We start from the raw sequence: 12781 nt of genomic DNA, 5'->3' as shown, positions 1-12781 counted from the left end.
GACATGGATGTTGTAACAATCGGGGAAACGATGGCTCTTTTTACACCGAATGAAGAGGGCATGCTGCGTCATGCCCATTCTTTTTCAATGAAATTTGGCGGGGCAGAGTCCAATGTGGCCATCGGATTGAGCCGGCTCGGCCATCGCTCAAGATGGATCAGCCGACTTGGAGAGGATGAGTTCGGTGATGCGATGCTGTCATTCATCCGCGGTGAAGGGGTGGATGTTTCTTATGTGACACGTGACCAAAGTGCACCGACCGGCATATTTTTTAAAGAATTCAGGCGCTTGAATGATACGCGTGTTTATTATTATAGAAAAGATTCGGCGGCCAGCAGAATGAACGCAGAATGGCTGCAGGATGAGTCCATTTCAGATGCTAAATATCTGCATATTACAGGTATTACGCCAGCACTCAGTTCCACATGCCGGGAAATGCTTGAAAAAGCAATCCGTATAGCAAAGGGAAATGGAAAGAAAATTGTTTTTGATCCGAATCTGCGTTTGAAAATTTGGCGGGGGGAAGAAGAAGCTCGCCAGTTATTAAAAAAATATGCCTCTGAAAGCGATCTGGTCCTTCCCGGACTTTCTGAAGCTGAATTTTTATTCGGATCATGTACCCCTGAGGAATATGTTGAAAGATTTCATGATCTTGGCATTGAAACAGTCATTATGAAACTGGGCAAAGAAGGAGCGCTGATTTCTTCTCCATCCGTTTCAATGACAAGAATTCCAGGCTTTACAGTTGAACGGGTAGTCGATCCGGTCGGTGCAGGCGATGCATTTGCAGCTGGTGTGCTATCAGGACTGCTGGATGGAAAGCAGCTTGAGGAAGCAGTGCTGCGGGGTAACGCGATCGGAGCAATGGTTACCATGGTTAATGGCGACGCAGAGGGTCTGCCAAACCGAACTGATCTTGCGTCCTTTCTGAACGGCGGCCAGGAAGATGTTACGAGATAAAAAAGGAGGAAAATCAGTGAACAGGCTAGAAGAATTAAAAAAGCGCAAAATTGTAGCCGTTATTCGCGGTGCACGTCCTGAGCAGATATTGCCCATTTCAAAGGCACTGCTGGCCGGCGGCGTCAGCACATTTGAAATAACAGTCGAAACACCTGGGGTTTGCCGGTTAATTGAAAAAGTAAAAGAAGAGTTTGGAAATGAGATAATCGTTGGGGCCGGTACCGTACTGGACCCTGAAACCGCACGCGCAGTGATTTTGGCTGGAGCAGAATTTATTTTTTCGCCAACCGTCAACGCGGAAACCATTCAAATGGCAAAACGCTATGGCGTACTTAGTATTCCCGGCGCCCTTACGCCAACAGAAATCCTTTCTGCTTATGAACAAGGCGGCGATCTTATCAAAGTATTCCCGGCAGATGTAATGGGAGTGTCCTACTTTAAGAGTTTGCAAGGGCCCCTTCCTCAAATCCCGTTAATGCCTACTGGAGGCATTAACGCTGAAAATATCCAGAGTTATTTAAAAGCAGGGGCTGTTGCTGCAGGAGCAGGCAGCTCATTAGTAAATGCGAAAAACCTGAATTCAGAAGAGGATTACAAAAGCCTGACAGAAAAGGCGAAACATTTTGTGAAAGCAGCAGACTGCTGATTTTACCTCTAATGTAAAACCAGGCAGAGTTAATGTAAGCAAGGGACCAGCCTAATTTCGGGGAGGTCCCTTTGAATGGATGACTAGTTTATTTTAGCTGCTTCCAGACTTCTTGAAAGACTTGTTTTAAGGGAATGCTGTTCTTATCGGATATTGCTTTGCAATCGCTGTATTCAGGAGCTTGCTGAACAATCTTGCCTTCAAGCAGCCCCTCTTTGACAGAGACCATTCCCCAGGGTGTCTCAACCTTTCTGAATTGCCGGCCAAGCCGTTTCACAGAAAGCGGATAATATCTGGCACCTAAAGTGGTGGTTTCTCTAAAGATGATATCCATCATCCCGGATTTTTGACTTTCATGACATAAAACCTGAAGCATTGTACCTGGCCGATTTTTTTTCATGTAGATCGGTATATAGAAGACGTCGTTTGCTCCTTCTTTAAGCAGCAATTCCATAACATGCCCCAGCCATTCACCAGGTATGTCATCCAGGTTCACTTCAATCTTTACCATGTCATGATCGATATGCTCTTGACCATGCCGCATCTTTACTGGCCCCCTTCATTATATGTACTATTAGATTAGGAGATAAAGAGAGGTAGAACTAAATGCAATCTTACACTACACATATTTTAACACAATTAAAAAGCGGCTTTCTTTCCATTGAGGAAGCGGAAGAACAGTTAAAGGGCTTTACAGATTACGGATTTGCAAAAGTGGATGATGAGCGGGAATACAGGCAGGGGTTCCCAGAAGTCATTTTCGGTGCTGGAAAAACACCGGAACAAATTTTACAAATTTTCATGCACCTCGTCCATAAGGGCAAGACGGTTCTTGCTACAAGAGTAGCTGTGGATGCTGCCGAAGAAGTGTGCAGACAAGCGAAAGGGGCTGTCTACGATTCAGCAGGAAAAACACTCCTTTACAAACCACAGGATTACGAGCTGAGAACGGAAAAGAAAATTGGCGTCATTTGCGCTGGAACATCGGATATTCCGGTGGCTCGAGAAGCTGAAGTGACAATCGAAGCAATGGGGCACCAGCATAAAAGCTTTTATGATATAGGTGTAGCGGGAATTCACAGGTTGTTTGCACAGCTGGAAGAGATTAAAAAGTGTGATGTGTTAATCGTTGTGGCAGGGATGGAGGGGGCGTTGCCTAGTGTGGTGGGAGGCTTAGTTTCTATGCCTGTTATTGCTGTGCCTACTAGTATTGGTTATGGTGCACACTTAAATGGAATTACTTCATTGTTAGGTATGCTGAACACATGTGCGTCAGGCGTGACGGTAGTCAATATCGATAATGGTTTCGGGGCAGGGTATTCTGCGTCCTTAATGCTTAGAGTATAAATATAGAAAGCAAAGGCAGGTAGATGCAGTGAATATTTTATTTATCGATTGCGGGATTTCAGGTATTGCAGGTGACATGTCGCTTGCTGCCTTTACAGAATTGGGAGTTGATTTATCCGCTGTGGAAAACAAGCTTAAAACGGTTATACAGGAGGATTTTTCTCTTTCCGCTAAAAAGGTTGTTAAAAAGGGCATTGCCAGTACGGAATTAGTCATTCATACAGAAGAAGAAAAGCATTCACATCGCCACTATACACACATAAAAAAAGCGATTGAAGAATCAGGGCTTGAAGATGCAGAAAAAGAAACAGCTTTAAAGATGTTTGAAGCAATCGGGCTGGCTGAATCCCAAATTCATAACAGTACCCTTGAAAAAGTACATTTCCATGAAGTAGGCGGCGTAGACTCCATGATCGATATTATAGGGACCGCAATCGCCTATCATGCGCTCAATATTGAAAAAGTAGTCTGTTCCCCTGTTGCAGCAGGAAATGGATATATAAAAATTGCTCATGGCCTTTATCCTGTACCTGCCCCGGCTACTTTGGAAATTCTTAAAAATATTCCGCTAAGAGAAACAGATGTACAGAGTGAATTAACCACACCCACTGGAGCAGCGATTGTTCGTACACTCGCAAATGAATTTGGGAATATGCCTTCGATGAAGGTTCAGAAAATTGGATATGGTGCAGGGACAAAAGATTTTATAACTCACCCGAATGTTGTTCGGTTTGTTATGGGTAAAGAGTAAAGGAGGAAGCCAGCAAAATGGATTTACATAACAGTCTGCTGAAGGAACAACAGCTTAAGGAAATACTCTCTGAGATGGGAAGGATTATTATTGCTTTTTCAGGCGGAGTAGATAGCACATATCTCTTAAAGGTTGCGCTGGATACCCTGGGAGAAAAAAATGTCCTGGCTATTACAGCGGACTCTGAATCTTTTCCCCCTTCCGAGCTTGAAGAAACCATTCGAATCGCTAAAGCATTAAATGCGCCGCATCAAATTATTGAGATGTCAGAACTCTCCATACCAGGATATTCCGAAAACGATTCTAATAGGTGCTACTACTGCAAAAAAGGGCTGTTTGAGAATCTTTATCCTATTATGATTGAAAAAGGTTATCATAATTTGACTTTTGGACTAATAAAAGATGATTTAGGCGATCACCGTCCTGGTGTAAAAGCTGCTATTGAAAAAAATGTAAGAGGTCCACTGGCAGAAGCTGAACTAACCAAAGAAGATATCAGAATCCTTTCAAAGGAGCTCGGGCTTGATACCTGGGATAAGCCTTCACTTGCCTGTCTATCCTCGAGAATTGCATATGGAGAAAAAATTACAATTGAGAAGTTAAGGAAAGTGGATGAAGCTGAGCAATTTATAAAAAAGTTTGGGATCAAGCAGGTCCGTGTTAGAGTCCATAACGAAATAGCCAGAATCGAAGTGGATCCTGGTGAAATGAAACAACTCTTTCCCTATTACCCGCAAGTCTCGGAACAATTAAAACTTATTGGTTTTAAGTATGTTACGATGGACCTGGATGGATATAAAAGCGGAAGTATGAATAAAATGCTGGAAGTAATATCTTCCAAAATTTAAATAAAGCTCTAATGAGTTAGGAGTAATCAAATGCTAGAAAGCGGATTATTGTCCATATTGCTGCTAGGTTTTACATTAGGGATAAAGCATTCGACAGAGCCTGATCACGTTATCGCCGTTTCAACAATAGCGAGCCAAACTAAACGCCTGTTAAGCTCCTCACTCGCCGGGGTTTTCTGGGGACTGGGACATACGATTATGCTTCTGGTAATTGGAGTGACTGTGATTGCGCTGAATCAGCATATACCTGAACAAATGGCCCTTTCGCTAGAATTGCTGGTTGGCACCATGCTTATCTATCTTGGATTTGCTGGATTTAAAAACAATCAAAAATATAACTCAAGCAAAAAACAGCATTTTCATAAAAAGTCTTTAATCATTGGAGGAATCCATGGCATGGCTGGCAGCGCAGCGCTTGTTCTATTAACAACGGCCAAAGCTCAAACAGGGATGCAAGCATTTCTTTTTATTCTTATTTTTGGGGCAGGGACCATAATAGGGATGCTTCTTTTTACAACTATCCTTGGGCTGCCCTTTTTAATCTCTGCCTCGGGCCACAAAAAGATCCATTTAAATCTTGTGCGGGTTTCTTCAGCTGCCAGCATTCTTTATGGACTTATCTATCTATTCGAGGTAGGCAGAAATTTCTTTTCCTAATGGTACTCAAATAATGGTTTGTATATAAGAAAAGCTGGCCAAGATAAGATGGCCAGCTTTTTATTAAGTTCAGTGTAATGCTCATTGACGGCACTTATTCTGATTAATACTTCGTGTCTATCGTACTTGCATCATCCCTTTAATACGACAGTACATGGCCATTTACAGAGCAAAAACTCCATGCTATACTCACTGACGGTAAAAATGGAAATATCGTCAATAAATGTCATCTGCACAGCATTAAACACCGGAGGGAGAAGAGGATGGGAAAGAAAAGAAGAGGATATACATATAGTACAAAGGCGGAGCGGCTGTTCGAGTATCTGTATGTTTTAATAGGATCGGGTATCGTTGCAGTAGCATTTAATGTATTTTTGCTGCCAAACCGAATTGCGTCAGGGGGTGTAAGCGGGATCAGTACCATACTTGATGCAGTGGCTGGCTGGGAGCCTGCTTATGTGCAGTGGGCGTTTAATATTCCGCTTTTTATAGCAGGAGTCATATTGCTAGGAAAACAGTTTGGAGCCAAAACGCTTGCCGGCACAATTTTTCTGCCGCTTGTCGTCTTTGTAACAAAGGATTCTGAACCATGGACATCGGATCCATTACTGGCTTCGCTATTTGGCGGAATCGGAGTCGGACTCGGTTTAGGAGTCGTATTCAGGGGAAAAGCATCAACAGGCGGGACAGATCTTGCTGCCCAGATTATTAACAAGTATACCGGCTTGTCACTCGGAACCTGTGTGGCACTCATCGATGGACTGATCGTGCTGTCGGCCGCCATTATTTTCGACATTGAACAAGGTTTATATGCCCTGATTGCCTTGTACGTAACAAGTAAAACCATTGATCTGGTTCAGCTTGGATTCAGCCGGACAAAAATGGCATTAATCATTACGGATAACCAAGATGAAGTTCGTGAAGGAATTTTGAATAAAATTGACCGCGGTGTGACAAAACTATCAGCATACGGCGGTTATACCGACCATGAACGCCCAGTTCTTATGTGTGTCGTGGATCAGACGGAGTTCACAAAATTGAAACAACTGGTTCAAACCATTGATCCTACTGCATTTATCATTGTTTCGGATGCCTCTGAGGTGTTGGGCGAGGGTTTCAAACGGGCTTAGGGTTGGTATAATATAGCTGTACTTAGTATTTTTTCCTGAGGGGGAATTATAGGTGAAAAAGAAGCTATTAACATTACTAATGGGTACATCACTTGTTCTTGCTGCTTGCGGCGGCGGTGGCGACGAAGCCACTGAAGAAAAGGACAATGCAACAAATGGCGGCGGAGAAACAACAACTGCTGATGCAGGAGACGCACAAAAGCTTTATGATCAAAAATGTTCAAGCTGCCACGGTGCAAACCTTGAAGGCGCCGTAGGACCGGCTCTTGATAAGATTGGTGCAAATCTTTCTCAAGAGGACATTGAAAACACAATCGCCAACGGGAAAGGCGCTATGCCTGCAGGCTTGCTTCAAGGTGAAGAAGCTTCCCAGGTAGCTGCTTGGCTTGCAGGAAAGAAATAATGATCTCATGGATCATTTGAGTCCTCACTGAAAACGTTCTGCATAGACAGAACGTTTTTTCTTTTTCAAGAGAAAAAAACCGGCAAAAAACGACTCCATTCTTACTTTGGTTAAGAAGAATAAAGGGGTTAATCGTCGATTGGAAGAAGGAATAATTAGAATATAAATAAAAAATAGGTATAAAGTTACAAAATATTACGCGCTTGAAAAGAAACTGTAATAATTTTTTCCGTTATTTTGACAATCTATGATGTTATAATGGGTTGTGTGAGAATTTTAGATGGCTAAAGAGGGAGTATTTTCAAATACTCTGTCATCCGTTTGTCGAAAAGATGTCGTTTTTTAGCGAAAAGAGTGATATTTTTAACAGCATCTTTTTAATTCTTAATACACACTAGATACTAGGTGATATATATGATTGAAATGAGAGACGTATATAAAAGGTACCCGAATGGCGTCACTGCGGCAAGCGGGATTGATGTCCACATCAAACGAGGTGAATTTGTGTACGTTGTAGGTCCCAGCGGAGCCGGTAAATCAACCTTTGTCAAGATGATGTACAGAGAAGAGAAGCCGTCAAGCGGGACAATTACGATAGATGGAGTCAATCTGGCTGCATTAAGAAATACAAAAGTACCTCTTATGCGCCGGAAAATCGGCGTAGTATTCCAGGACTTTAAACTGCTTCCGACTTTAACAGTTTACGAGAATGTTGCTTTTGCTCTTGAGGTGATAGAAGAGCATCCAAAAAATATTAAAAAGCAGGTAATGGAAACGCTAGAGCTTGTCAGCTTGAAGCATAAGGCAAGAATGCTTCCGACGGAATTGTCAGGCGGCGAACAGCAGCGTGTGTCCATTGCCAGATCAATTGTCAATTCTCCAAAGGTCGTGATAGCGGACGAGCCTACAGGTAACCTTGACCCGGACACTTCATGGGAAATCATGAACATCTTCGAGGAAATCAACACGAGAGGAACAACCGTGGTTATGGCAACCCATAATAAAGAAATTGTTAATACGATTAAGCACCGCGTTATTGCCATTGAAGGCGGACGGATCGTACGTGACGAGCAAAGAGGTGATTACGGCTATGAAAGCTAGAACCTTAGGGCGTCACTTCCGTGAAAGTTTTAAAAGCCTCGGCCGTAATGGATGGATGACGTTTGCTTCGGCAAGTGCGGTTACAGTTACACTGATTTTGGTTGGCGTATTTTTCGTCATTATGATGAATCTCAACAAGGTGGCGACGACCATTGAAGAGGACGTGGAAATCCGCGTTCACATCGATGTTGCTGCAAATGAGCAGGATCAGCAAGTTTTACGTGAAAAAATCGAAGGAATACCCGAAGTCAAAACAGTAGATTACTCAACTAAGGAAAAAGAGCTTGATAGTCTAATAAACAGCCTTGGCGAGGAAGGGGAAGCCTTCAAACTGTTCGAACAGGATAATCCGCTGAACGATGTATTTATCGTAAAGACGAAAAACCCGGCAGACACAATGAAAGCGGCAAAGCAAATTGAGAAAATGGAATATGCAACAAAAGTGAAATACGGCCAGGGACAGGTTGAAAAGCTCTTCAACTTTATCAATGCGAGCCGGAATGTCGGCCTTGTTTTGATTGTAGGTCTTTTATTCACTGCCATGTTCCTGATTTCAAACACGATTAAAATTACAATCATGTCGCGGAGAAATGAAATTGAGATTATGAGATTAGTAGGTGCAACCAATTCCTTTATCAGATGGCCGTTCTTCCTTGAAGGCCTATGGCTTGGATTGCTGGGATCGATCATCCCCATTGTGCTTGTGGCAACAGCCTACTATTATGCATTTGACTATTTGGCGCCGAAGCTGGAGGGACACTTTATCAGGCTTCTGGAATTCAGCCCGTTCATTTACCAGGTTTCCGGACTGCTTATTCTCATGGGTGCGCTTATCGGTGTATGGGGAAGCTTAATGTCAGTCAGGAAATTCCTAAAAGTATAACCGGCTATGAAGGGCCTGCGGGGGAACCTCAGATGCCCTTCAAGCCTCATCTAATAGACGATTAAACAGAAAAAAATGTTTCAAACAGATGGAAAATAAAACGATTGACCTGTACATATGGTTTTCATTGAAAGGAGAAATCGGAACATTGAAGAAATCGATCATCACATTATCATTAGCTGCCATTTTGGGATTTGGCAGTCTAACAGTCGGAATGCCTGCGGATCAGGCAGCCGCTGCAAATAAATTAAATGAGTTAAACAGCCAAAGAAATAAGGTCCAGCAAGAACGATCCGGCGTAGAATCGAAGATTAATAGCACTGATCAAAAAATCACTGAAATTCAAGGCGAACAAAAATCTGTGAAGAGCGAAATTGAACGTCTGGATCAGGCAATCAGTGATGCTCTGGCAAAGATTGAAGAGAAGAACCAGCAGATTGACACGACCAAAAAGGAAATCAAAAAGCTTGAAGGTGAAATCAAGGTATTGGTAGAACGCATTGAAAAGCGGAATGAACTTTTGAAGGACCGTGCCCGCAATTACCAGGAAACGGGCGGTATGGTAAGTTACATTGATGTTTTAATGGGCGCACAAAGCTTCGGGGATTTTGTTGAACGTGTCGGTGCGGTTGCCACTATCGTAGAAGCGGACCAAGATATTCTGAAAGCTCATCAGGCCGATAAAGATGAATTGGAGAAAAAACAGGCTCAAGTAAAAGAAGAGCTTGCATCTCTAGAAAATATGCGTGCCGAGCTTGAGAGCATGAAAAAGAATTTAAATGCACAAAAAGCTGAAAAGGATAAGCTATTGGCAGCCCTTGAAAAAGAGGAAAAAGAAATGCATACCCATAAGCTTGATCTTGCTGAAGAAAGGGAAATTCTTGCAGGCCAGGAAGCAGCACTGCAAAAAGCCATCAATCTTGAGCAGCAAAGACAGGCTGAAGCTGCAAGACAAGTTGAGTTAGCAAGACAGCGTGCAGCCCAGGAAGCTGCAAAAGCTAGCAGCAGCCCATCATCGGCTGGCAGCAGTTCTTCAAGCAGCCCGCAGATATCTGCGCCTCCTGTTTCTAGTGGTTCTTGGACAAAACCGGCTGCTGGACGAGTTTCATCAGGTTTTGGGGGACGTTCATTAGGACAGCACTACGGTGTTGATATCGCATCAGGCGGAACGGTTCCAATCGTAGCTGCAGCTGACGGTGTTGTCATCCGTTCATACTACTCTAGCAGTTACGGAAATGCTATTTTTATTGCACATTCTATTAATGGTCAAACATATACAACGGTGTATGCTCACATGAGAAGCCGCTCTGTTGGTTCTGGTGCGACTGTATCGAAAGGCCAGCAAATCGGCATTATGGGGAACACCGGACAATCCTACGGCCAGCATTTACACTTTGAGCTTCATAGAGGTTCTTGGAATGCATCCAAATCGAATGCGATTAACCCAATTGGGATCGTATTTTAATAAGTCGTTTTAAGTGGAAGGAGCTAAAGCTTCTTCCACTTTCTTTTTACCCCAAAATAAGGACTTTAATCCTAATGATTTTATCGTTTATTTAACATTCGGCGGCGTATCATGAATATACGGAGGGGCAGGAGCAAACGGAGGCATTTCCTGCAGGTATTAAAACTGCCCCTGGACGTCCATGCTGCGGCAGGATGCCCAGCGTCCTTGGCTGCTTTCTTCACCTCTTGATAGGTTCATTGGCACACATCCTTCTCAATTTATTCATCCAACCCACTATATTCGGGTCTTGAAATAATGTGCTTATTGAAAAGAAATCATAACTCGTCCATTCCTGTCATAGGATGGAATGAGCAAAGACATTCCGCTTTCCTTTGTGGGGTGTTTTTGTTTGGGTGTTTTCGTAAAGATTGTTTCTTATAGAGTTGATTGGAGTGGAGGGGACTTGACTCTTGCAGGAGGAGAGGGAGCGGGAGACCCCACAGGCGAAGCCGAGAAGCTCAGTTTATTCTCCTCCCCGGAAAGCAAGTGCCCCGTGCTGTAATCAACGGTCTGAATTCATAAGCACAAACACCAATCGATCAGAAAACAGCCTTTTGATTAGGGGCGGAGAATCTTACAGTGTTCGGAAATGCCTCTACATCAAAGAGTGGCAAATAGAACGCAAAAGCACCATCATAGACTTCGGGAAATAGATCATAAATCCTGGGAAGTGAACCATAAATCAAAAAAAGTGAAGCAAAAATAAACCAAAATGATTCATAAATCCACCTATCGTGTTCCCGCCGCTAGTAAAACAGCTGCCCTTCAATCAATAATCTAAAAAAACGCAGGAAGAAAGCCGATAACAGCAGAATTTAAGCTTTAAGGCTCTTACGATATAAAATGCAGTCAACGGAAAGGAAGATGAGGATGAGCAGAAAGTGGATTGCGCTACTGATGACAGGCTCATTGCTGACAGGGGCTGGCGGCACATACGCCGGCATCCAATGGATGGCAAAGGAAGGCCAAAACATAGGAGCCGAAAATTCAATGCTAGATCCACAGAAAAAAAGTGTCCCAATTGATGAAGAAAAAATAGACAAGGTCGAAACAGCCTACCAGCTGATTTTAACTAGTTACGTAGAAAATGTAGAAGAGAAACAGCTTGTTGAGGGAGCTATACAGGGAATGCTTGCAACGCTGGAGGATCCATATTCTGTCTACATGGATGAAGAGACGGCTAAGCAATTCAGCGACACATTGGAATCTTCCTTTGAAGGCATTGGGGCAGAAGTGAGCATGGTAGATGGAAAAATCATTATTGTGTCTCCTTTTAAGGATTCTCCGGCAGAAAAGGCAGGTTTAAAGCCAAAGGATGAAATTTTAAAAGTAAATGGGGAAAGTGTGGAGGGCTTGGATTTATATAAAGCCACCATGAAAATTCGCGGAGAAAAAGGGACAAAAGTAAAACTGGTGATTGCACGTCAGGGTTTAAGGGAACCGCTCACTGTGGAGGTCAAGCGCGATGAGATTCCGCAAATCACCGTATATGCTGAAGTGAAGGAGCAGAGCGGCAAAAAGGTGGGCTACATGGAAATTACCTCTTTTTCTGAGGATACTTCCAAAGAATTTGCCAAACAGCTGAAAGAGTTGGAAAAAGAGGAGATCGAGGGGCTAGTCATTGACGTTCGCGGTAATCCGGGAGGGCTGCTTTCTTCCGTTCAGGAGATATTAAAAGAACTGGTGACTTCCGAAAAACCGTATCTCCAAATCGAGAAGCGGAACGGGGAAAAGATGAGGTACTTTTCTTCCCTTGAGAAAGCTAAGGAATATCCTATTGCTGTTCTGATCGATAAAGGCAGCGCCTCCGCATCCGAAATTCTTGCAGGGGCCCTGAAGGAAGCACAGGGTTATACGCTAATCGGAGAAAATACATTTGGAAAAGGAACTGTCCAGCAGCCAGTGCCAATGGGTGATGGCAGCAATATTAAGCTGACGCTGTTCAAATGGCTGACACCGGATGGAAACTGGATTCATAAAAAGGGAATCGAGCCAACTCTAGAAGTCATTCAGCCGGAAATCTACCATACCCACCCTCTTCAGGTGGAAAAGCCTTTAGTGGCAGATATGAATAACGAGATGGTGAAAAATGCACAGGAAATCCTAGAAGGACTTGGCTACGCTCCTGGACGGAAAGATGGCTATTTCAGTGAAACAACAGCATTTGCTGTGAAGGCTTTCCAGCAGCAGCAAGGGCTCAAGCCGACTGGGGAAATCGATAAGGAAACGGCCTCTGCCCTTGAACGAGCAGCCATCGAAGAAATGAAAAAAGAACAAAACGACTTCCAGCTGCAAACCGCACTGAGGTTTATCGCCAAGTAAAGTACCAAGGTGCCACTCGAATTTTACAGAAAAACCTGGCAATTGCAGCTGATGTGTCTAATAATGGTATAGGGATTTGGTCACGCAGCATAGCAGGAGGAATTTTCCTTCTGCTATTTTTGCTTTTAGGTGAAATTGCAATAGGTTTTGAGTGATAGTTTTGATAGAATAAAGAGTAATAGAATTGTCAGGTAATTACATAATTTCTGGTGAAATTTTTGATAGG

At 43.3% G+C, this 12781-nt stretch carries 13 protein-coding genes; 12 read left to right on the top strand and 1 reads right to left on the bottom strand.

The window, feature by feature from the left end:
- Positions 1-3 precede the first annotated feature (3 nt).
- Positions 4-960, top strand: coding sequence for a sugar kinase (locus tag NCCP133_RS18440; RefSeq protein ID WP_264806732.1), 957 nt, complete (start codon positions 4-6; stop codon positions 958-960).
- Between the two features lie 16 nt (positions 961-976).
- Complete coding sequence (locus NCCP133_RS18435; protein WP_264806731.1) at positions 977-1606, top strand: bifunctional 4-hydroxy-2-oxoglutarate aldolase/2-dehydro-3-deoxy-phosphogluconate aldolase; 630 nt, start codon at positions 977-979, stop codon at positions 1604-1606.
- A gap of 88 nt (positions 1607-1694) precedes the next feature.
- On the opposite strand, the gene NCCP133_RS18430 is transcribed toward NCCP133_RS18435, so the two are convergent.
- On the bottom strand, positions 1695-2150 hold the full coding sequence (locus tag NCCP133_RS18430) for a LarC family nickel insertion protein (RefSeq protein ID WP_264806730.1): 456 nt from the start codon (positions 2148-2150) through the stop codon (positions 1695-1697).
- A gap of 62 nt (positions 2151-2212) precedes the next feature.
- Between NCCP133_RS18430 and larB the strand changes: the two genes are divergently transcribed.
- The 10 genes from larB to NCCP133_RS18380 all read left to right on the top strand — a co-directional run bounded on the left by larB (position 2213) and on the right by NCCP133_RS18380 (position 12555).
- Positions 2213-2953, top strand: a complete 741-nt coding sequence (larB, locus tag NCCP133_RS18425; protein WP_264806729.1) for a nickel pincer cofactor biosynthesis protein LarB — start codon at positions 2213-2215, stop codon at positions 2951-2953.
- A gap of 28 nt (positions 2954-2981) precedes the next feature.
- Positions 2982-3704, top strand: a complete 723-nt coding sequence (locus tag NCCP133_RS18420) for a LarC family nickel insertion protein (protein WP_264806728.1) — start codon at positions 2982-2984, stop codon at positions 3702-3704.
- A gap of 17 nt (positions 3705-3721) precedes the next feature.
- Positions 3722-4552, top strand: coding sequence for an ATP-dependent sacrificial sulfur transferase LarE (gene larE, locus NCCP133_RS18415; RefSeq protein ID WP_264806727.1), 831 nt, complete (start codon positions 3722-3724; stop codon positions 4550-4552).
- Positions 4553-4582: 30 nt separating this feature from the next.
- Positions 4583-5209 carry an urease accessory protein UreH gene (locus tag NCCP133_RS18410; protein ID WP_264806726.1) on the top strand — a complete coding sequence of 209 codons (627 nt, stop codon included), beginning with the start codon at positions 4583-4585 and terminating at the stop codon, positions 5207-5209.
- 263 nt (positions 5210-5472) lie between these two features.
- Entirely contained in the window at positions 5473-6339 is an 867-nt protein-coding gene (locus NCCP133_RS18405) for a YitT family protein (RefSeq protein WP_264806725.1), read from the top strand.
- A gap of 52 nt (positions 6340-6391) precedes the next feature.
- Positions 6392-6742 (top strand): cytochrome c551, encoded by a 351-nt coding sequence (cccB, locus tag NCCP133_RS18400; protein WP_264806723.1) that lies wholly within the window; start codon positions 6392-6394, stop codon positions 6740-6742.
- Between the two features lie 414 nt (positions 6743-7156).
- Positions 7157-7843: a cell division ATP-binding protein FtsE gene (gene ftsE / locus NCCP133_RS18395; RefSeq protein ID WP_264806722.1), complete on the top strand. Its 687-nt coding sequence runs from the start codon at positions 7157-7159 to the stop codon at positions 7841-7843.
- Complete coding sequence (gene ftsX / locus NCCP133_RS18390; RefSeq protein WP_264806721.1) at positions 7833-8726, top strand: permease-like cell division protein FtsX; 894 nt, start codon at positions 7833-7835, stop codon at positions 8724-8726. The genes ftsE and ftsX overlap by 11 nt, the downstream gene beginning before the upstream one ends.
- 148 nt (positions 8727-8874) lie before the next feature.
- Complete coding sequence (locus NCCP133_RS18385; RefSeq protein ID WP_264806720.1) at positions 8875-10191, top strand: murein hydrolase activator EnvC family protein; 1317 nt, start codon at positions 8875-8877, stop codon at positions 10189-10191.
- 912 nt (positions 10192-11103) lie between these two features.
- Positions 11104-12555, top strand: coding sequence for a S41 family peptidase (locus tag NCCP133_RS18380; RefSeq protein WP_264806719.1), 1452 nt, complete (start codon positions 11104-11106; stop codon positions 12553-12555).
- Positions 12556-12781: the final 226 nt, after the last annotated feature.

Origin of the sequence: Cytobacillus sp. NCCP-133, assembly GCF_026011715.1 — a bacterium.
GTDB lineage: Bacteria > Bacillota > Bacilli > Bacillales > Cytobacillaceae > Cytobacillus.
The sequence above is the reverse complement of the archived record's forward strand: the minus strand, read 5'-3'. Positions and strand labels throughout refer to the sequence as shown.

What these genes read in the sequence shown, in the direction of transcription:
- NCCP133_RS18440 (WP_264806732.1), top strand. Translation starts at nt 4, where the DNA reads ATGGATGTTGTAACAATCGGGGAAACGATGGCTCTTTTTACACCGAAT.
- NCCP133_RS18430 (WP_264806730.1), bottom strand. Translation starts at nt 2,150, where the DNA reads ATGCGGCATGGTCAAGAGCATATCGATCATGACATGGTAAAGATTGAA.
- larB (WP_264806729.1), top strand. Translation starts at nt 2,213, where the DNA reads ATGCAATCTTACACTACACATATTTTAACACAATTAAAAAGCGGCTTT.
- larE (WP_264806727.1), top strand. Translation starts at nt 3,722, where the DNA reads ATGGATTTACATAACAGTCTGCTGAAGGAACAACAGCTTAAGGAAATA.
- NCCP133_RS18410 (WP_264806726.1), top strand. Translation starts at nt 4,583, where the DNA reads ATGCTAGAAAGCGGATTATTGTCCATATTGCTGCTAGGTTTTACATTA.
- NCCP133_RS18405 (WP_264806725.1), top strand. Translation starts at nt 5,473, where the DNA reads ATGGGAAAGAAAAGAAGAGGATATACATATAGTACAAAGGCGGAGCGG.
- ftsE (WP_264806722.1), top strand. Translation starts at nt 7,157, where the DNA reads ATGATTGAAATGAGAGACGTATATAAAAGGTACCCGAATGGCGTCACT.
- ftsX (WP_264806721.1), top strand. Translation starts at nt 7,833, where the DNA reads ATGAAAGCTAGAACCTTAGGGCGTCACTTCCGTGAAAGTTTTAAAAGC.
- NCCP133_RS18380 (WP_264806719.1), top strand. Translation starts at nt 11,104, where the DNA reads ATGAGCAGAAAGTGGATTGCGCTACTGATGACAGGCTCATTGCTGACA.